The 21,062-nt window shown below is 44.6% G+C and carries 16 protein-coding genes; 8 read left to right on the plus strand and 8 right to left on the minus strand.

The features are described from left to right. Together Q8O20_RS08680 and Q8O20_RS08685 are read left to right on the plus strand one after the other, a co-directional pair. A partial coding sequence (locus tag Q8O20_RS08680) for a hypothetical protein (protein ID WP_305530828.1) occupies positions 1 to 772 on the plus strand: 772 nt, incomplete at its 5' end. Positions 773 to 839: 67 nt separating this feature from the next. Next, a complete protein-coding gene (locus Q8O20_RS08685) occupies positions 840 to 3,767 on the plus strand; it encodes an HNH endonuclease (protein WP_305530829.1) in 2,928 nt (975 codons plus the stop codon). A gap of 1 nt (position 3,768) precedes the next feature. On the opposite strand, the gene Q8O20_RS08690 is transcribed toward Q8O20_RS08685, so the two are convergent. The 7 genes from Q8O20_RS08690 to Q8O20_RS08720 form a co-directional block, all read right to left on the minus strand. Beyond that, positions 3,769 to 6,348 carry a chemotaxis protein CheW gene (locus tag Q8O20_RS08690; RefSeq protein WP_305530830.1) on the minus strand — a complete coding sequence of 860 codons (2,580 nt, stop codon included), beginning with the start codon at positions 6,346 to 6,348 and terminating at the stop codon, positions 3,769 to 3,771. Between the two features lie 138 nt (positions 6,349 to 6,486). Next, the gene (locus Q8O20_RS08695) at positions 6,487 to 7,923 is read right to left on the minus strand and encodes a YdiU family protein (protein WP_305530831.1); all 1,437 of its coding nucleotides are present in this window, start codon (positions 7,921 to 7,923) and stop codon (positions 6,487 to 6,489) included. Between the two features lie 61 nt (positions 7,924 to 7,984). Next, positions 7,985 to 9,796, minus strand: coding sequence for a hypothetical protein (locus tag Q8O20_RS08700; RefSeq protein WP_305530832.1), 1,812 nt, complete (start codon positions 9,794 to 9,796; stop codon positions 7,985 to 7,987). 6 nt (positions 9,797 to 9,802) lie between these two features. Beyond that, positions 9,803 to 11,512 (minus strand): efflux RND transporter permease subunit, encoded by a 1,710-nt coding sequence (locus Q8O20_RS08705; RefSeq protein ID WP_305530833.1) that lies wholly within the window; start codon positions 11,510 to 11,512, stop codon positions 9,803 to 9,805. Next, a complete protein-coding gene (locus tag Q8O20_RS08710; RefSeq protein WP_304743123.1) occupies positions 11,512 to 13,101 on the minus strand; it encodes an efflux RND transporter permease subunit in 1,590 nt (529 codons plus the stop codon). Before Q8O20_RS08710 ends, Q8O20_RS08705 begins: the two co-directional genes overlap by 1 nt. A gap of 8 nt (positions 13,102 to 13,109) precedes the next feature. Then, positions 13,110 to 13,895, minus strand: a complete 786-nt coding sequence (locus Q8O20_RS08715) for an efflux RND transporter periplasmic adaptor subunit (protein ID WP_304743114.1) — start codon at positions 13,893 to 13,895, stop codon at positions 13,110 to 13,112. Beyond that, on the minus strand, positions 13,895 to 15,271 hold the full coding sequence (locus Q8O20_RS08720) for a TolC family protein (RefSeq protein WP_305530834.1): 1,377 nt from the start codon (positions 15,269 to 15,271) through the stop codon (positions 13,895 to 13,897). Before Q8O20_RS08720 ends, Q8O20_RS08715 begins: the two co-directional genes overlap by 1 nt. Positions 15,272 to 15,472: 201 nt before the next feature. Between Q8O20_RS08720 and efp the strand changes: the two genes are divergently transcribed. The 3 genes from efp to Q8O20_RS08735 all read left to right on the plus strand — a co-directional run bounded on the left by efp (position 15,473) and on the right by Q8O20_RS08735 (position 17,489). Beyond that, positions 15,473 to 16,039, plus strand: coding sequence for an elongation factor P (gene efp, locus Q8O20_RS08725; RefSeq protein WP_294893503.1), 567 nt, complete (start codon positions 15,473 to 15,475; stop codon positions 16,037 to 16,039). Between the two features lie 153 nt (positions 16,040 to 16,192). Further along, positions 16,193 to 16,759: a DJ-1 family glyoxalase III gene (locus Q8O20_RS08730; protein WP_305530835.1), complete on the plus strand. Its 567-nt coding sequence runs from the start codon at positions 16,193 to 16,195 to the stop codon at positions 16,757 to 16,759. After that, complete coding sequence (locus Q8O20_RS08735) at positions 16,701 to 17,489, plus strand: DUF1566 domain-containing protein (protein WP_305530869.1); 789 nt, start codon at positions 16,701 to 16,703, stop codon at positions 17,487 to 17,489. Before Q8O20_RS08730 ends, Q8O20_RS08735 begins: the two co-directional genes overlap by 59 nt. A 1-nt stretch (position 17,490) precedes the next feature. Here Q8O20_RS08735 and Q8O20_RS08740 read toward each other — a convergent pair whose 3' ends face one another. After that, positions 17,491 to 17,823 carry a flagellar protein FlaG gene (locus Q8O20_RS08740; RefSeq protein WP_305530836.1) on the minus strand — a complete coding sequence of 111 codons (333 nt, stop codon included), beginning with the start codon at positions 17,821 to 17,823 and terminating at the stop codon, positions 17,491 to 17,493. 148 nt (positions 17,824 to 17,971) lie between these two features. Here Q8O20_RS08740 and Q8O20_RS08745 point away from each other — a divergent pair, with 148 nt between their 5' ends. From Q8O20_RS08745 to Q8O20_RS08755, 3 genes are read left to right on the plus strand one after another with little or no spacing between them, the layout of a single operon-like run. Continuing rightward, positions 17,972 to 19,900, plus strand: coding sequence for a 7TM diverse intracellular signaling domain-containing protein (locus tag Q8O20_RS08745; protein ID WP_305530837.1), 1,929 nt, complete (start codon positions 17,972 to 17,974; stop codon positions 19,898 to 19,900). After that, positions 19,875 to 20,549 (plus strand): response regulator, encoded by a 675-nt coding sequence (locus Q8O20_RS08750; protein WP_305530838.1) that lies wholly within the window; start codon positions 19,875 to 19,877, stop codon positions 20,547 to 20,549. The genes Q8O20_RS08745 and Q8O20_RS08750 overlap by 26 nt, the downstream gene beginning before the upstream one ends. 46 nt (positions 20,550 to 20,595) lie before the next feature. Then, positions 20,596 to 21,042, plus strand: coding sequence for a YaiI/YqxD family protein (locus Q8O20_RS08755; protein ID WP_305530839.1), 447 nt, complete (start codon positions 20,596 to 20,598; stop codon positions 21,040 to 21,042). Positions 21,043 to 21,062: the final 20 nt, after the last annotated feature.

The following is a 21,062-nucleotide window of genomic DNA, read 5'->3' on the forward strand; positions in this document are numbered from 1 at the left end:
GGCTGCACAAGCTGCTGCAGAACAAGCGGCTGCACAAGCTGCTGCAGAACAAGCGGCTGCACAAGCTGCTGCAGAACAAGCGGCTGCACAAGCTGCTGCAGAACAAGCGGCTGCACAAGCGGCTGCAGAACAAGCGGCTGCACAAGATGATGACAACAAGCACGACAAAGACAAAGATGACGATGACGATGATAAGCACGATAAAGACAAAGAGCACAGCGATAATCGTGATGGCGATAAACACGATAAACATGATGACAAACACGATGATAAGCACGACAAGAAAGAGCATGATGACAATCGTGATGGCGATAAACACGATAAACATGATGACAAACACGATGATAAGCACGGCAAGAAAGAGCATGATGACAATCGTGACGGCGATAAACACGATAAACATGATGATAAGCACGATGATAAGCACGATGATAAAGATGAGAAGAAAGAGCATGATGACAATCGTGACGGCGATAAACATGGAGAGAATAACGGTGAATCGATTAATCTATCCGGTTTAGCCGATTTAGCCGAAGATTCGGATCATGAAGCGGAAGAGTCATTATCCGGTGAGATTGCGTTGAGTCAAGTCTTTACTTTGGATCAAGATCCAAGCATTGCATTGTTTGAAGAAGATTTGAGTGTTACTACCACAACTGCAGTACAGAGCGATACTTCCTCTTCTTCGGCAGCGGAGTTGCAAGAATTGTATAACGATGCCTCTGATAGCGGCTTAGTCGTAGAAGCACCGATAGAGATTGCTGCAACGTAATCTGACTAATAGATAGCTTTTAGCCCCATTCCGTTATAATAAAACACTTTTTTATAGCGGAGATGGGATGAGTACGGAAGAGATCGGAGCACTACTAAGCGATAAAAGCAAGCTCCTCTCTGAAATCTATTTCGAACTTCAAGCCGCGTGTGAAGCCAAATATGGCTCTGATACCCTCGTCATCATCGAAGTGGGATCATTCTTCGAGGTCTACGAAGTCAACAACGAAACAATGAAGATCGGCAAGGCGAAAGAAGTCGCCGAATTCCTCAACATTCAGCTCACCCGTAAAAACAAAACCATCCTCGAAAACTCGATCCAAAACCCTCTCCTCGCAGGGGTTCCTACGGTATCCATCGAGCGGTATCTCAGCCGTCTGGTGCAGTCGAAAAAATACACTATCGTCCTCGTCCGTCAGCAGGGTGAAGTTCCCCATATTCGCCGTTACATCTCCAACATCATCTCTCCGGGGACGAATTTCGACTATATCGCCGAAGCGAGCGAGAACTATATCGCTTCACTCTTGATCGATCAAAACAACGGCGTTTATTCCATCGGTTACTCCGCGATCGACGTGGGGACGGGGAAAACGCTTATCAACGAGATCCACGGAACCCGTGAAGATAAAACGTATGCCCTCGATGAAGTATTTACACTGCTCCAAAGCTACCAAACTTCCGAAGTGGTGGTAACGTTTTGTGCGGGAGATATCGACCGTGACGAGGTGAATCGCTATCTGGAGATCAAGAACCATCACCGAACCTCGATGAACGAGAAGCGTCTGCGGATCGATTACCAAAACGAACTGTTTGAACGGATTTATCAGATACGTTCACTGCTGAGTCCTATCGAGTATCTTGATTTGGAGCGGTTCCCTTATGCCTCCGAGTCGCTCTGTATCCTCATCAACGTTATTATCGACCACGATGCGGGGATTATCGAGAAGATGAACCGCCCGACGTTTTTGGGAACCAACCGTTATATGTATCTCGGGAACAATGCGGCGGAGCAGCTGGGGATTATTTCGCGTGATTCGGATGAAATGACGCTCCTTAAACTCATCGATAAAACCTCTACGGCGATGGGGAAACGGCTGTTGCGTGAACGGCTTTTAAACCCCATCTGCGATACCAAACTCCTCGAAGAGCGGTACGATTTGATCGATAAAATGGGGGATCATATCGCACCGTTGGAGACAAAGCTCAAAGAGGTGTACGATCTGGAGCGGATACTTCGTCGTTTAAAACTCGGTAAACTTCACCCCTTTGAACTGGCTTATTTTTATGCGTCGCTCAGTGCGGCGGAGTCTCTGTTCGAAGATGCCGAGCGTTTAAAAATTACCTACGATAAAGCGAGTGCGCAGGAGTGTGCCCATTGTGCCTCGGAGTTGCGTCGTATTTTTAATATTGAAGCGTGTGCCAAATTCCGACGCGATCAGGTGGATCAGAATCTCTTTAACGAAGGGATCGACCCCTCTATCGATGCACTGGAACAGCTCCAATGCAATAATGAAGCGAAACTAACTGCTATTATCAGCCACATTGATACCTTTTTCGAATCGGGGGGATCGTATGCCTCTATCGGATGGCTGGAGAGTGAGGGGTATCATCTCCTGATGACCCGTAACCGCTATGTGAGTGTCGAAGAGGCACTCCATAACAGCTTTTTTACGTTAGAGGGAGAGCATTACTTTTTCCGCGATTTTCAGGTTCGTAAACTCAAAACGGCGGTGAAGCTCTCATCAACCCTCCTTGATGAACTCTCCATTGAAAATGCGGGGGCTAAATCACGGATGATCGCGCAGGTCAAAGAGCGTTACCGTGAACAGCTCGAAGCAATCGAGCGACGATTTTCCCATGCCATCGAGCATCTGATCTCTTTTCTCGCCGTCGTCGATGTGAGTTTGAGCGGTGCGAAGTGCGCCAAGCAGTATCGTTATGTCCGTCCCTCCATTGTTCCCTCACCCAAAGCATTTATCGAAACGGTGGGATTGCGTCATCCGCTGATCGAATCGCGTGAAGAGAACGGTATCTTTATCCCGAATGATCTCTTCTTAGGCTCCGTCGATCAGCACACCTATGAGGAACACTCGACGATTGAGAACGGTGAGGATGTCAAAGGGGTATTGCTGTACGGTATCAATTCCAGCGGTAAATCATCTCTGATGAAGAGTATCGGACTCTCCGTCGTGATGGCGCAGGGGGGATTTTTCGTTCCGTGTGCCACTATGCGGTTCGCCCCTGTCGATAAACTTCTCACCCGTATCGTCTCCAAAGACAACCTTTACAAAGGGCTATCGACGTTCGCCGTAGAGATGCTGGAGCTGCGTAATATCTTTAACCGAGCCACCGAGAATACCCTTATTTTGGGTGATGAGATCAGCCACGGTACCGAAACTGAATCGGCTCTCGCTATCGTCGCGAGCGCGATTCTCAAACTCCGAGAGATCGGGAGTATGTTTATTTTTGCCACCCACCTCCATCAACTCTCATCCCTCTCCGAAATTCAAAAAGCAAAAGAGATAGTATTGCTCCATCTAGGGGTTTATTACGATGAGGCGAGCGATAAATTGGTGTATGATCGAAAGCTCAAAAGCGGGAGCGGCTCGACGCTGTACGGGTTGGAGTTTGCCAAATCACTCCACATGGATGAGACCTTTTTGAAAAAGGCGTATGAGATCCGAGGGCGGATTACCGATAAAACTCACGAAGCCTCGATGCTGAAACGGGAGAAAAAGAGCCGCTACAACAACAAGCTCTTTTTGACAAAATGTGCACTGTGCGACGAAGCGGTCGACGAGGTGCACCATATCGTCCCGCAAGCGAATGCGGATGATGGCGGATCGATTGGTCATTACGGGATGAATCACCGCTACAACCTCATTCCGCTGTGCGCCAAGCACCACCGCCTCGTCCATGAGGGGAAAATCGCTATCCACGGTTTCGTGATGAGTGAGGACGGTTTACGGCTCAGTTACAGTGAGAACCCTCAGTAGTTTATGCCATCACTTTGTGAAGCGGGCGAGAGTAGGGCTGGATAAGCTGGGCGTAGATTTTCGGTATGTCGAGGATAGAGATCATCTCGTTACTAAAATCTTCGGCACTATCGGGGATAATAACCGCTTTGGTCAATGAGTTCTCATTTTTCAATACATTGCTGTAGTGGCTGATGGAGCGCAGTGGAATTTCAGGGCTGCTGTAAATCGCATCGACCACAACACCGAGATAAACGACCTGTTTTTCAATGACCGTTTTGACAAGGATGATCGTGTCACGCTCTTTGTCGTATTTTTTCTCCATTCCGAGCAGTTTAGCTAATGAAATAACGCTTACCATCCGCTTTTCAAAGCTGATAACTCCCATGTTGTATTCGCTGGCGTGGAGTATCGAGGTAAGCTCTTGGTGTGCGAGAGAACAGACAACGTTTTTGGACTCGATCGCAAAGAGTGATCCTCCGACGAAAAAGGTTGAAATTTCACACGTCTCTTCTGTTCCGTTCGGTTTAGGATAGGTATAAACACGCTGAGCCGGTGCCTCATCTTCAAGCACTTGAATCTCACCGATAGGACGGTAGAGGAGGGAAATGATGTCGTTATCGTATCCGTCACTTTGTTTGTATTCTCTGTACCCGTTGGAGCAGGTTGCTCCGAGTGCGTAATAGACCCCCTCAAAAGGGAGAATCTGCGCATCGCTCTGACCCGGGCTGAGTTCTAAAATCGATACCGGAAGGGTAAGCACCTCTCCCACACTGATCTCAGAGGTAGTAGAGGAGATGACACGGCCGCTGCGATCGATAAAGAGGGCAAACATCCCCTCAGGGATAGCATGATTTTCATCTTTAGGGAGAGTGTCGTGCAACATCGCTTCAAACTGAGATTCGGCATCAAAGACGATACCGATTCCTCCCACATTTTCGCCTTTAACATTACGGATGCAGGCATTATAGATGTAGGTTGAGCGATTGGCGTAATAAGGGCTCGGCTCGAAAGTCGATACGACATACTCCTGCGTCGTTTTAAGATCGAGTGTCTCCATCGCCCATGTGTAGCCGATTCTTTTTCCGATCAAATGTTCCTCATCAGGATGAGAGACCGCGAGTATCGTACCGTCGCGGTCATAAATAAACATGGTACTGTAAACGGTATAGAGATCGTTGATGTAACCCAAAATGGAGTTCATTTTTTCACGATCTGCTTCGCTTACATTTACCTGTGACAGACACTCTCGAAAGGTCGTGGTGAGTGCCCACCATCGGCAGTCGTTTGCCCGCTCATACAGATTACGATCCATAATATCGATAGCGAGAGAGGATTGAAATTTTAAATCTTCAAGATACTGAACCATCATGGCTGAATTGAGGTTGGCGACGGTATGATCAAACACCCGTTTGGTCTCTTCACCTGTTTTGGATATTTCAGAGAGGAGCGCTTTGGTAAAAGGGCTTTCATGACCGATAGCATTGGCGATTTGAACATTGCCGTTCCAGACGGTAATGTCGAGTTCGCTTTGGATTTTTCGGGCTTTATCCAAAATATCTTTCAGCTCTTGGGGATAGTAGGCTTGAGCGTTAGCAACCGAGTCAAACAGCTCATTTTTTTGAAATGAGGATCGTGACGAGGAGCGAAATGCAAGGTGGAGCGGAACCATCGCATGTCCGATCCATCCTGAACCGTTATACCCCTGATATCCGGTTGTCTTAACCGCTTGGTAGAGGTATTCGAATCCGGCATAGTAGGTTTGGTGATCTTCATTATTGCGAGGGCTTAGATAGGAGCCTATCGGTACATGATGCGCCGATGAGGAGGCGATAACGGTGCCGTCAGAACCGAGAAGTTCGAGGGCGATGTAGGGATTTTCACGAGTGAGTTTTCGAAAAATGCTTTGCAGCTCATTTTCAAAACGAAAAATGAGGCACAATACTCCCAAAGGCTCATCACTCTCACTTTTGCTGACACGGTAGGAGTAGATGAGGGAGGGTTTATTGTGGTTAAGATCGCTGGGGCGAAAGGTTTCGACATACCCTTGATGGGTTCGCAACGATTCACTCAACAAAGAATCTTTGGAGTGGGTGATCGGGTTGGTGGTATCGAGCTGTACGAGTACCTTTCCTTTGGTATCGAGCAAGATAATGTTTTCATAGACGCTGTATTTGGAAACATATTCACGAAACCGTTCGGTTAGCGCCTCTTTTTTTCGGATTTTGATTTCACGCATCTCCTCCGATGCAGTCATATCGGCTGAATTTAAAAAGAGGAGATAATCGCGTATATCATCATCGGTAGCGAGAAATCCGATATCGGCGGTACGTTCAAAAAGGTTACGGATCAGGATATCGATCGCCGTTTGGGCTTTGGATTCAAGCTCGTTTAGGCTTTTGTTGAAGGTCTCTTCGATGAGACGCAGCAGAGGCTCATCCAGCAAGTCTTCAAATGCTTTCCGTGTTTCGCTCGTATCCATGCCGATATTGGACATGGAACCAAGGAGGGTGAGTAAATCCCATTTAGCGGATAAAGTACTCATGTTTTTTTCAAAATTTTGAACATCGCTCATATAGCGGATGAGATGATTGCGTTGCATGCGGATTCCTAAGAGATATAAATAACGGTGACAGTATAAAGAGGTATGAAAAAAAAATAGGAAGTTGCATGATCAAAAAATAATCAATTTATGTTTGATTACCTTTTGATTACAATCTGAATGGTGGATAAATAAGCGCTACGATGAACAGCTTAGTTTTAAATTTTTGTATTGATTGGGTGTGGAACCTGCATAGCGCTCGAATGCGGGGTGTTCATCGTACGGGCTTTGAGCTAGTGTCAGCAGATCATTCACAAGAGAAAAATCGTTTTTTTCGGCAGCATCAATAGCCTCTTGGAGAATGTAGTTTTTTAACACGTATTTGGGATTGGTACGGAGCATTTTCGCGTGCCGAGCATCGGTTGATGAGGTGTTGAGACGTAATCGTTCATCGTATCGCTCAAGCCATTCGCTCAACTGATTCGGGGCGAGTGTTAATGCATATAACGCTTCTTTGTTCCCGTCATAGCGGCTGAGGGTTCGAAAAAAAGGGGTCATATCGATACGCCCGTTTTCCATGACACTAAAGAGGGAACGGAGCAGTTCGCTGTCGTTCTCATGCGCACTCTCTAGTCCGAGTTTCGCCCGCAAAAGCTCCATCAGATGCTCAGTGAAATACTCTCCGTAGTGGTCGAGTTCATTTTTGAGTTTTTCTTCATGGATGAGGGGCGAGAGGGCATGGGCTAACCGCTCCAGATTCCAATAGCCGATGCGGGGCTGATTATCGTAGCTGTACCTTCCCTGTGTGTCGGCATGGTTGCAAATATAACCGCTCTCAAAGGTATCCAAAAAGGCAAAAGGGCCATAATCGATAGTAAGGCCGATCGCGGACATATTATCGGTGTTCATGACACCGTGATTAAAGCCGACCGATTGCCAGTGGGCAATAAGGTGAGCCGTCCGTTTAACGATCTTTCCAAACATCTTGAGATAACTATTCTCGACTCCGACTAACTCCGGAAAAGATTCTTGAAGTAAAAAATCGGCTAAATTCTCAAGTTTATCGTAGCGATTGGAATGGAAAAAGTACTCAAAACTGCCAAATCGTATCCATGAGGAGGATAAGCGCAATACAACGGCTCCGTGTTCCCACTGCTCACGCGCTACTTTTTCATCGGAAGTGATGAGCGCTAAGGAGCGGCTGGTAGGGATACCCAGAGCGTGCATCGCTTCGCTGAGAAGATATTCGCGAATAGAAGAACGTAATACGGCGCGTCCGTCACCTTGACGGGAATAGCGGGTTTGTCCTGAACCTTTTAATTGTAAATTCCACCCCTTTGTAGCACCTAGATTTATGGCACGTCCGTCTCCGAGTCTGGGGACATAATAGCCGAATTGATGACCTGCATAGCACATGGCATAGGGGCGTGAACCTTGTAGTAATAAGGTTCCGTTGAGAAGTCCTTCTATTTCACTCGTATCGATTTGTAGGGGATCGAGTCCTAACAGTAGTGCCCCTGATGGATTGAAACTGACGAGGCGAGGATGTTTGAGCGGTGTCGGAGTAACTTCATGATAGAAAATAGGATCAAGTGACAAATAAGGGGTGATAAGGGTTATGTCGGTTAATTTCATACCAGAGTTTTATCGCAAAAAGTTAAAGCTCTGGGAGGGGTATAAAAGGAGTTTTATTTTTTTAGGATTCCAGCAGAAACTTCTTTTCATCATCTTCTTGTTGCAACCGGACATGGGTCGCTTTCCCCTCAGGGGTAATACCGTATTCCCTACCCGTTTTAGGATCGATAAAAAGTATACGGTTATGTCCGTTGTAGATCCCATAATTGGTAACGACGGCATGAAGATCGGCTTCGTAGAGCTTCTCTAATTTTTCTTCTAACTGTTGAAGAGAGGCTTCGGCCTCTTTAATAAGATTGACAAAGTCTTTTAGCTGTTCTGCTTCGGTTTTGTATTGTTGGAGTCTGACCATATCGGCCTTCAAAGGAATTTCTCCCTTTTTTTGTTTGGCAAGGACCCGTTCTTGGATTTGCTGGATACGCTCATTTTGTTCTTTGAGTTTAATCTTTCGGGCGATAAATTCTTTACTTTCAATTTGAATTTTTGAATTTTTATCTCGAATATTCATCTCTAACTCGGAAATTTGATAATTATAGCTTTCAATTGCAAGGGGGTCTATAATGAGATTGTTTCCCTCCCCTTCAATCTTTTGGATGGTAATAGATTCGAGTGCGATAACGCGGGCATTGGAATAGAGGGTATCGATATGAATCTCACGTGCGATGATCTCTCCCCCCATCATTTTGTTGATCCGAATAATATCGGCTTCCACTTTTCCCGCTTCCAAAATGGCGATATTGGCCTCTTTTGCTTTGAGATTGCCGCGATGGAGATGAATATTCGCAATTTCGGAAACATTGATGTGTGATTTTTTATGGGTTTGAGCTCCGATATTGACTTCACACGCTTGAATTTTGGCATTCCCTCCGACAGTTCCGCTAACATCGAGTTTTTGGACGTCGATATTGACTCCCATACCGATGGCATCTTCACTATCCACTTTTTTATTGATTTTGAGCGATACATCTTTATCGAGTCCGGTTTCAATGGAACCCGTTCTTTTAAAGCTTGCGCTTTCGATTTGGAGCTCTTGAGAGATAAAAAAGATCCCTTGTTTACGTTCTACAAATCCTGAGACAGTTGCATAAAAACGGATACTCTCCTCATCTTGTTCGGCTCGGATAGTTTCCGGATCAATGAGAATGTAGGTGGCATATTTAAGGACAGGATCAGCAACTGCGATGTGTTCACCCGTACATGCCCGCCCGTCACGTCCGTATTTCGGAAGAATATATTCGAGAATTAAATCTTCCGGATTCACCCCTTCTATAAGGCTCTTCGTTTTGTTCAGCTCTTTATAGTGTAGGATAACTTTGTCATTGATCGGAGCAATCGGGAGGAAAAACTCTCCGATAGGGAGACGATAAAGAAAAGCCAACGGCCCCTCTTTTTGGATTTTGATGATAAGTCGATTGATCTCTCGATCCAGATCCAGATCATATAGCCCTATGAGAAGTCCGTGACGAAGCTGCTTACGAACTATTGCCTCTTTGAGCCACTCTTGAACCCCTTTTTTAAGAGGAATTTTGGAGGTTGGTTGGATGATGGCAATCGCTTTGCTTTTGGTTTTATCGGTTGCGATACTAAAGTGCAAGTCGAGGTAAGGGTGGGGTTTTAGTAGTCTAATGTGTATTTGATACTCTTGGCGTATCTGAAAATGGGGAGAGCGGAGTTCAACTTCGGTTGTTTGAGAAAGGAGGTTGCTTGCTCTTAAAAGCTGCCACTCCTCATCCATCGTCTCTTTAAAATAGGTCTCATATGAGAGGAGATCAAAATCAAGTTTTTCTACCGCTATTCTATGATCACGGGCAACCTTTTTCAAATCTTCTGTAACATTTGAGGAGATTAGCGTGATCGGAATAAAAGTAGACATTTGATTTTATGGCTCCATTATTGGTACCGCCTTACGCTCGTGAAAGTTGAAATGACGCTCCAAATCAGAGTTATGAATCAGAACGGGTACAACCACAAGTGATGCGATGACTGCTGCTATTGTACCAAAAATTAACGATACTCCAAGCCCTCCGAAAACAGCGTCGCTCGCTAAGAGTGTCGACGCGAGGATAATCGCCGCTGCAGTGAGGAAAATCGGCTTGGCACGGGTGGCAGTTGCATAGGCTATCGCCTCTTTTTTATGCATCCCTTTATCGATCATAAGGGATTTTGTAAAATCGATCAGCAGCAGTGAGTTACGGGAACTGATACCGATTAGGGCAATAAATCCGATTAAAGAGGTTGCCGTGAGAAAGAAAGTGTCCGCCGTAAAGATATCCATAATCAAGTGTCCGAAAATAACGCCGATGATGGAGAGGAAACTTCCGAGCAATACGATACCGCTGAGGATAAAACTTTTGTAGTAAATTACCATCAGCAAGAAGATAAGGATCAGTGCCGCGATGAAAGCCCCCCCGAGATCGACAAACGTATCAAGAGTTACTTCCATCTCCCCATCCCACAAAAGCTCATACCGCTCCGCAGTTTTTTTATCGATCAGTTCGAGGTTAAACAGACCGATTTTACGGATTTCGTATTCATCCACAAAGGTATCGAGAATAACGTTACGGGCATCCATTAGCGGATAAACCTGAGAGACCATATCGGTTTCCGCGAGAACATTGGTCATTTGATGAAGGTTCTTAGAGAGTATCATCGGATTGGATTTTACCGCAACGATATCGACAACCTCGGTAATCGGTACCATCATCCCCATTTGATTCAAAAGTGTGAGAGAGGAGAGCTTCATCTCGATAGCGAGTTTATCACGAGATGCAAACTTTTTTCCCTCAGGGGTCAACGTGAGAAAAATAGGGATTTGATCGGTTGATTGTTGAGAGTTTTTGACCGCTACACCCATCCCTTCAAATGCCAGATATAAGACATCGTTGACGTGCTTAACATCGAGCGCGGAACGGGTGATTTTATCGGTATTGACGCGAACTTCAAATTTATCGTAAATCTCATCTTGCATAATATCGATATCGACAAGACCTTCCGTTTTTTGAAAAACACCTTGGATACGGTTACTCAGATGGCGTACTCCATTGGCATTGTTACCGTACACTTCAGCAACGATTGCCGCCATGGTCGGAGGACCCGCCGGCGGTTCGACAAATTTGATATTGGTTTGTGGATAAAGATTACCGCACTCTTTTTGAATTACGGGTCGTAAACGTTGAACCATCATATACGAAGGCTCGTCACGATCATGCTTTTTGGTCAGATTGACCACCACTTCCGCAACGTTTTCGTTGTTTTTAAAGTGGCTTCCTTTGATAAGTCCTGCAAAATCAAGTGGCGATCCTGTCCCTAAAAAGACCTCCGCATCAAGAGCTTCGCTTTCATGCTGTAAAATGGCGATAGCACATTCGCTGACATGTCGAGTTTGCTCAATAGAGCTGCCATTGGCTAAATCGAGATAGATACTGTAGGTATCATTGTTTTTACCCGGTAACATTTTTGCCAAAACGAGTTCACTCGGTATTAAGGCAACGGCGAGAATGAAGGCGATGAGTGTTCCCCAAAGAACCCGCTTCTTTTTAATAGGTGAACTCAAAAGATCGAGCAAATAATTTTCAAATTTTTGATACATTAGTGAGTTTCTCCATCTTGACCTGGTTTTTTAAGGAGCCGTACCGCTAAATAAGGGGTAAAGATATAGGCAACAAAAAGTGATGCAACAAGGGCTACAGGGACATTGGCAGGGATCGGTTTCATAAACTGCCCCATCATCTGTCCGACAAATGCCATCGGTACCATGGTGAGGATGATAGCTAAGGTCGCGATATTGGTCGGTGCTCCGATTTCATCGGTTGCTTCGATCATCAGCTCATCGGCATCTCTCTCGTGCGCTCCAGGTGCGTGGAAATGGCGATGGATATTTTCGATTACGATGATTGCCGCATCGACGAGAAGTCCGAGCGAGAGCAAGAACGCAAAGAGGGTGATCCGGTTGACGGTTTGCCCTGTTATATAAGCGATAAAGAGGGTGATAGCCAAGATAGCCGGAACGGTGAACGTAACGATCAATGATTCACGCCAGCCCAAAACAAAAATGAGCAAAATTGCGATAATGACGATGGAGAGGAGGAGATGAAACACGAGTTCATTAACCGCTTCATTCGCACGTTCACCGTCGTTGCGGGTGATAACATAATTAATCCCCTGCGCAGACATGGTCTCTTTGTATTTTTCGAGTTCTACTTTGACGGCATCGGCGATATTAACGGCATTCGTCCCTTGAAGTTTGGAAACAGTCAGGGTGATTTGGTCTTTAAGGGGTGAAAACTTCCCGTCTTCCCCTTTTACGGTTACGAGTGCCGATTTAAAGTTTTGGATATCGCTACCCGCACTGATAGTGGCAACATCACGCAGATAAATGGCAGAACCGCCGTATTGGGCGACAATGATATTTCCGACATCTTCGACACTCTCTATCGCGTTGCGCACACCGATCATAACGATTTGATTATCTTGGGTTTTCCCTTTGATTTCGGGGACGTTATAGGCTAAAGACTGCGTTGCCTGAACAATTTGTCCGAGTGAGAGGTTGTAGCCTGAGAGACGGTTAATGTCAACCAATACGTTGTACTGGTGTTTTTTAGCTCCTCGAATATCGGTAACGGCAACGTTTGGCAATCCGTTGATATGGTGTTGTATCTCTTTGACGCGATCGTAAAGTTTTGTCGGGTCTATATTAGGGTTATTGGAATAAAAAGCGACCGAGACGATAGGAATATCGACGTCAATATCGAGCGGTTTGATAATCGGCTGCATGGCACCTTTGGGGAGGATACTCATGTTCTGCATGATTTTGTCGTAGATTTTTAGGTTTGAATCCTCTTTCGCTTCCCCGATAAAAAATGCGGCATTGATGACGGCAACGTTATCCATCGCCATTCCATGAATGTGTTCGATCCCTTTAACCTCTTTGAGTTTTCGCTCGAGAGGCTTGACAATCACGTTTTGAACTTCGCTGGCAGTAGCACCGGGAAGGGCAATAATTACGGTAGAACCGCTGACGACCATTTGAGGATTCTCTTCACGGGGCATAAGCATTAGAGCCATATATCCTATGACAAGGAGAAAGATTCCGAGTATCGGTGTGAGGGGATTACGCATAAAGCCCTTGGCGAGCTTTCCGGCAGAATCGGTGGGCTGATAGGAGAGAGGGGCGTGCATCATGACTCCTAGTTGATTTCTATAGTGGCGTACATTCCGGGATAAACGGTTTGTTTAGCGCTAAACGATACTTTGATTTTAAAGGTATGGGTCATCGGGTTAGAGCTTGGGATGATGGCACTGACCCGTCCGATTCCGATATAACCGACAGAGGGGACAGAAATTTTTACTTTTTTCCCGACGGGAACGAGTTTGAGGTTATTTTCTGCGACTTCAACTTCGATTTTAAGGGCGTTTAAATCCGATAGGACAATTGCAGGCATCCCCGGCATTGCCATCTCGCCCACTTTAATGTTTTTAGCGACGACGACACCGCTATTGGGTGCGGTGATACGGAGATAGTTGTATTGGTTATCAACCTCTCTAAGACGTGCTTTCGCCTGATTGACTTGACGTTCCCCGATGAAGATCATATTTTGAAGGTTCTTTTTAGAGAGTTCGAGATTCTCCACTTCGAATTTACTGACCATGTCTTGTGCCAACAAACGTTTGTTTCGCTCTAAGTTCAGTTCGAGATTGGCGTATTGGTTTTGGTACATTTGAAGCGAGAGCTCTGCTTGGGCGATTCCGAGTTCCACTTGGGTTTTTGCTGAATCGATCTCTTTGGAATCGATGGTATAGAGAAGCTGTCCTTTGGAAACACGTGAACCTTCTGAGACGTTGACACTGGTAACGAATCCCATATTGCGGCTAGTAATCATTTTTTGGTTATCGCTGATAACACTTCCTGATAGGGTAAGGCCTGCGGCACTAAGGGTTGAAGCAAGGGCGAGAGAGGTGATCCAAAATTTCATTATTTGACTCCGTTACTAAGTTTTTCGAGGGCGAAGATACGCTCGTTACGTTGATTTTTAACCATTTGAAGGTTAAGAACTTTTTCAATTTGCTGCGATTGTTTAATAATGACATCGCTCATAGATGCGAGGTGTTCGTGGTAACGACCTTCGTAATTTTTATAGATTTGGCTTGAAAGCTCCAGCTCTTTTTCCAAGCTTTTGACTTGGGAAGTGAGGCTTTCGATTTCGGTTCGGATTTTATCGTATTGAAGGGCGATCCCTTTTTTGGCCAACTCCACTTGGGTCGTTGTTTTGATCTTTTCGATACGGGCTTTTTCGAGAGAGTTTTTATCGACTCCGCCGTTAAAGAGGTTCCAGCTGAGTTTCGCACCGATGGTATAAGCTTTATGGTCGTTGAAATCCCCTAAAAAGGTATCATCGGCACTAGATGCTTCGGCGAATGCACCGATTTGGGGAAGAAAAGGGGCATAGGCAACATCAACAAGGCGATCTCGAATCTCTAACCCTTGGGCGGCTTTTTTAAGATCGGTATTGTTTGCCAAGACATCCTCTTCGCTGATGGCTGAAGTAGGATAGTCGTTTGAGGGGAGCTCGATCTCCGTTACGGGAGTATTGAGGAGAAAACTGAGATAGTGGTAGAGAAGCTTTTTATTCGCTTCCATCTCGGTAATGCTCCGCTCAACATTGGCTTTGCGCGCTTCCACTTCGAGGAGATCGACTTTTTTGGCGTATCCCTCTTGGATCATCATCTGGGTCGTTCGCTCTAAGGTCGAGATATTTTTATGGATGGTTTTCATATGGTCGATAGAGTTTTGAAGGAGTGCCATATCGTAATAGCTTTTGCGAGTTTCGTACACTTTTTCCGTTTTAACATGCGATTCATCGAGCTTTTTGATTTGCTCCATCTTTTCAGCGATATCACCGTACGCGTTCAGTTTTCCGCCGACAAAGAGGGGAACCATATAGGTAAGTTTGCTTTGGTAATAGTTTTGGTAGCCGGGATAGTTTAGATTTTTTGGCTGAGTCGCTAACAGTTGCTGAGTATTACCGGGCAGTCCACCCATTTGTCCTAAGAACTCATCAAAACCGAAATCATTAAAGTCAGCTTCCCGTGAACTCAGTTTAAAGCCGAAGACATTTCCGGCATCATTGGAACGCATAACGTTTTGGGTCAGATCGAGTGATCCGAAGTTATATCCCTTCGCGATCGAGGTATCGCTTGAAGCGCTTTGTACGTCGAGGGCGGCACTTTTGATTTCAAGGTTATTACTTTCTAAAATTTCCAATGCCGCAGGCAGTGATAGACCCGCCCCCATCAGAGAATAAGGGGCAAAAAGCACCGATATAGCGAGAATAAGTGAACGAGTATTCATTAACTGAATCCTTGTAAAGTATTTGTGATTATAATCAATTTTATAAGATGAGTATACACTTTTAGCGATTCAATAGAAATAAAAAGGGTCAAAATAATGAGATATTAGTAGGTAAGATCATACCATAAGTTACATCGTGTTTGAAATTCTGGATAGTTTCGGGTAAAATTCGCCCAATACAAGATCAGAAAAAGGTTTTTCATGGCAACAATCGGTATGGGTGATATCAAAAAGGGTGTACGTTTGGAGATTACGGGTGTACCGTACAAAGTCGTCGAGTTCCAACACGTTAAACCGGGCAAAGGGGCGGCATTTGTCCGTTGTAAAGTAAAGAGCTTTTTGAACGGAAAAGTGATCGAAAAAACGATCCATGCGGGGGATAAATTCGAAGTACCGAATCTTGTTCATACCACGATGCAATTTTTGTATGATGATGGCGAAATGCTCCAATTTATGGACAACGAAAGCTATGAGCAACTGGGTCTTACCTACGATCAATGTGAGGATGCGATGAAATGGATCAAAGACGGTACCAGCGTTCAAATGATCTTCCACAACGGCAACGCGATCAGCGTTGAAGCGCCTGAAATCATGGAACTCAAAATCGTTGAAACTCCGCCGAACTTCAAAGGCGACACGTCAAGCGGTTCTAAAAAACCGGCTACTTTGGAAACGGGTGCGGTGGTTCAAGTTCCTTACCACGTTCTTGAGGGTGATATTATTAAAGTCAACACCGTTGAGGGTGAATACATGGAGAAAGTGAAGTAATTCACTCTCCTTGCGGATTTTTTCCGCAAACCACGCTTTTCTTTTCTTCCGCAATTTAACTTTACCTTTATTTCTTTTTTTTATTTTCAAAGTGTACAATAACACATAAAATCAGCGGCTGTTCAAAGTTAGATGCAGTAGAAGGAGTATGTAATGCTACGTGTTTTAGTACCTATAGCAGAAGGGTTTGAAGAGATCGAAGCTGTCAGTATTATCGATGTTCTTCGTCGTGCGGGTATCGAAGTCATCATGGGAACATTGAACGAGAATCTTCTCGTAAAAGGGGCCAACGGAATCACTCTCCATGCGGATAGTCCGATCAAGGGATTGTGTGCGGATGAGCTTGATATGATTGTTCTTCCCGGAGGATGGGGCGGCACCAAAGCATTGGCGCATGATACAGCTATGCAAAATCTTCTCAAAGCAATGGATGCAAAGGGTAAAAATATCGGTGCGATTTGTGCCGCACCGTACGCTCTTTACAAAGCGGGTGTTCTTAAAGAGGGGTATACATGCTATCCGAGCGTCGAAGATGAAATCGATGTTGCCGGGTATTGCGGCGATGCGAGTGCTGTTGTCCAAAGCGGCAATATTATGACATCGCGCGGTCCGGGAACGGCGATCTGCTTTGGTTTGGCGATCGTACAAAAATTACTCGGTGATGAAACGTATGAAAAGCTACGCGGCGGATTATTGGCCGATTATTGTGCCCCGCTTTAGTCTTATCCTCTTTCTCTTCACGAGCTTAGCGTGGGGAGAGATACGTCTCTCTTCCTCAGAGCACTATACCCAAGCACATGCCCTTGAGTATTGTCGATCATTAGGCACCTCTTGGCGGCAGATGTCGATACAGGAGCTTTTTGCTCATTCCACCTCAGAACCTTTTTATGAGGGATTTAGCTATTGGTCCTATAACCGCGGTCCCTCGGATACGACGGAAATCGGAACGGGAAGCGAGGGAGATGGCGGGATTATTGCGATGGTGGGGTACAGTTTTTTCCCTAAAGAGCGTAATATAACTCTCTCTCCGCCGACGAAAAAAATTGCAGCAGCGTGTATTGACACTTTTGAAACAAAGCCGGTTCACAGCTACCAGTTAACGTCACAGGGGACGGAAGATAAAAATTCCGGACTCCTTTGGCACTCGTTGGATGCTACCGATAAACGTACCAAATACACTTTCGATCAAGCACAAGAGCAGTGTGAAAACCTAACACTTCACGGACGGACGTGGAGAGTGCCGAGTCTGAAAGAACTTTACGGTATTGTCGATTATGAGTATTTTCGTCCCAGTGTCGATATGCACTATTTCGGGGCAATGATGCATCGTTATTACTGGAGCAGTGATAGCCTCAATGAAACTGAGGGATATGTGGTCGGTTTCAAACTTGGATCCGTAGCGACAGTCAATAAAAAAGAGGCGGCGTTTGTCCGCTGTGTTTCTGAATAACTTAACTTTTTGTATTGAGAAAAACTCCAGAGGGATTATGTCGAATAACGTTTGAATCGGGCAACTCTTCGATAGGAAAACGGCGTAGCATCTCTTTTGTTTTTGTATCAATGACTGCAACATAAAACATATCCGATTCTCTATCTACATTAAAACGCAATGTCGTGTTTAGCTGGTTGAGGGAATGGTTGAGATCATCAACAATTTTGGTGATATCTTCGAAGGGGAGGGTTTGTTCCTTTGTGGTTTTCGTGTGGGACAGTACCGGATTTATTTGTGCTGTTAATTGTGTATCAAACAACGATCCTAAACCATAAAACTTGATTGAATCCATTTTGTTCTTACCTATGAAATATAATTATTAGAAATATTATAGTAATATTTTGTTAGAAAATGATGCTAGATTGTTAGAAGAGTTTTCTTTATAATAAACACTTATAAATGGTCCACATTAATTTATTTTGTACAGTATGAAAGAGCAGATGCGCATAATTATAATTTTTATCTTGCTAAGCGCACTTATCAAAGCAGAAAACTACGTTGACGTTACCGTTTCCCCTAGTGCTCTTCATGAGAATTATTTTTATCTTGAAGATAAAAAAGGGGAACTGAGTATTGATAGTGTTCTGATAGAGGATACCCAAAAAATGTTTCGTCCATTAAATGGCCGTTCCGCAGGATTTGGACTGACAAAGTCCGATTTTTGGATCAAACTTTCCCTTGAAAACCCGCAAAAATATCCGATCAAACGGTTGTTGAAATTCGATTATCCCCTGTTGGATAACGTCACTTTCTATCTAAGCAATCCTGATGGAACCTATTCTAAAAAGATTAGCGGTGATTCGGTTGCCGTCGCATTGCACGAAAAAAAAGATGAGAACATTCTCTTTTCACTTACTATGCAGCCTCAAAGTAAAGAGACTCTCTACTTTCATATTCGTTCTAACAGTTCAATGGATTTACAGCTTTATCTTATGAGTGATGAAAACTATTACGCTTCTCAGGTTACTAAAACGGCTCTTTTAGGGATTTTTTACGGCGGAGCAGCCATTATGATTTTGTATAACTTTTTTCTGTTTCTCTCCCTCCGTGAACGTAGCTATTTTTACTACGTCATTTTTCAGATTGCCAATATTTTGACTCTTTTAGCCCTAAGCGGAGTCGCATTTAGGTATTTATGGCCCGATTATCCCGAAATCAACAATACAATTATCCCGTTTTTGATCGTTTTGGCTCATGTACTGGCCATAATGTTTACCCGCACTTTTTTGGATACTAAAGCATTACTGCCGAAACAGGATAAAGTTCTCTTGTTTATTTTAGCTTTTTCGTTCGTTACCCTTTTTCTTACGACACTGCTGGACTACTATCATGGACTTATCTTATCGGTCATTGTCCTTTTTATCACAACATCGAGTTTGGTATCAGTGGGGTTGATCGCCTATTTTCGCTATAACGTGAGAGCGTCAAAATTTTATCTGATCGCATGGCTATTGTTGTTTATCGGTACGATGTTGACGGGGATGAAAAATATCGGGTTACTGCCGATCAATTTTTTTACGACGTGGGGGACGCAAATCGGGGTCTTTTTCGAGCTCCTTCTCCTTTCGTTCGGTTTGGCTGATCGTATTAACGTTATCCGTCTTCAGAAAGAGCGGTTTCAGGAAGAGGCGGCACAGAAAGCAAAAATTTTGACCAATGTGTTGCGGAAGTCAAAAGAGGAGCTTGAGGGAGAGGTAAAAGAGAGGACGGAAGAACTCTCTTTGGCCAATCAGGAGCTTCACAAAAGCGTAGCGATAAAAGAGGCACTCCTTAAAGAGGTGCATCATCGGGTAAAGAACAATTTACAGGTAATTATTTCGATGATGTGGCTTCAGCGTAGACGAACCCACAATGAAGCCGTCCATACACTGATCGATGACAGTACCGCACGATTGCAAAGTATGGCGGTGATCCATGAGATGCTCTATCAAAGCCATGATATTACAATGATCAAATTAGAAGATTACCTCCGTTCCCTTGTTGATCTATGCCGGCGTAATACGTTGAGCGAATCGGTTCGAATTGATGCGTCGTTTCAACCGCTTGAGATTAATCTGGATAACGCTGTGACGATGGGATTGATCTGCAATGAAGTATTAAGTAATGTATTTAAACATGCCTATAGAGCCACCGATACCGGAAATAAACTCTTTATTCGGTGTGAACAGAGGGGTAATCGTGTCTCTCTTCGGATTAAAGACAACGGTATCGGATTTGAAGGGTTTATACAGAATAAAAAATGTATCGGCATTATGCTGGTACATGCATTGGCAGAAAAATTGCCGGAAGCGCAGATTATATATCGAAAATACAGCGGTACCTATTTTAGATTGGAGTTTTTGAATGAATCCGATATTTCTGATCGTTGAAGATGAACCGATTACCTCCCGTTTTATACGCGAGATTATCGAAGATCTAGGATATCACGTTGCGGGAAGTGCAAAAAGTGCACTGGAAGCACGAAAATTCTTAGCCGCGCAGCATATCGATATCATTATCATGGATATCAATATACAAGGCTCAGAGGATGGAATTCAACTCTCACGAAGTTTGGTGGATGATAATGTAGCCATCATCTACATCAGCGCTTACAGTGACCCCCAGACGTTGCAGGAAGCGGCCGTGACAATTCCGTATGGTTTTCTTGTAAAACCATTTAGGGAAGCGGATTTGATGGCCGTATTGCATATTGTCGTTTCGAGAGTAAAAAAAGAGTATTTGGAAGGGAAAAAACAGGCTAAAGATAAATTTCCGGAGTGCTGGCTGGATGTAGAACAAAATCGGTTGCATTGGTACGCTCAAATAATTGAATTAAGCAAGAATGAGACAACGGCACTGAACCTTTTTTGGACAAAACCGGATTCTCCGATAACGATGGAAGAGCTGCGTCAAGCGGTGTGGGGGGATAAGAGTATCGGTGATTCCACCATACGGGAATTGATCAATCGGATACGGAACAAAGTGGACACCTTAAGTATCGAAAATATATACGGGACGGGGTATATACTGAAAAAGTGATATGAATATTTAACGATTGAGAAAGTATCTGGGTAAAATAACGCCTATGAAAATACTTGTCGATGCCGATGCTTTTCCCAATGCCCTTAAAGAGATACTACTACGTGCGGTACTAAAGCGGGAAATCACCACCATTTTCATCGCCAATAAACGAATCGCTACTCCCGATGTCGCTTATGTGTCAATGGAAGTTGTGGCACAAGGCCCCGATGAAGCCGATCACCGTATTACAGAGCTGTGTGAATCGTGTGATATTGTCATAACGGCGGATATTCCTCTGGCGGATCGTATCGTGACAAAGGGAGCTGTAGGGCTTGATCCGCGCGGAACGATTTATGATGAAAACAACATCAAACACCTTCTAGCAATGCGCAATCTGATGGAAGAGCTACGTAATAACGGTGAGATTACGGGCGGTCCGAGTGCTATCGGAGAAAAGACGGTAAGGGCGTTTGCGGACGGACTGAATCGGTTACTCTCTAAACGACTTTAAAAGCTCCCCTTTACCCTTTA

The organism is Sulfuricurvum sp., assembly GCF_030691015.1.
Lineage (GTDB): Bacteria > Campylobacterota > Campylobacteria > Campylobacterales > Sulfurimonadaceae > Sulfuricurvum.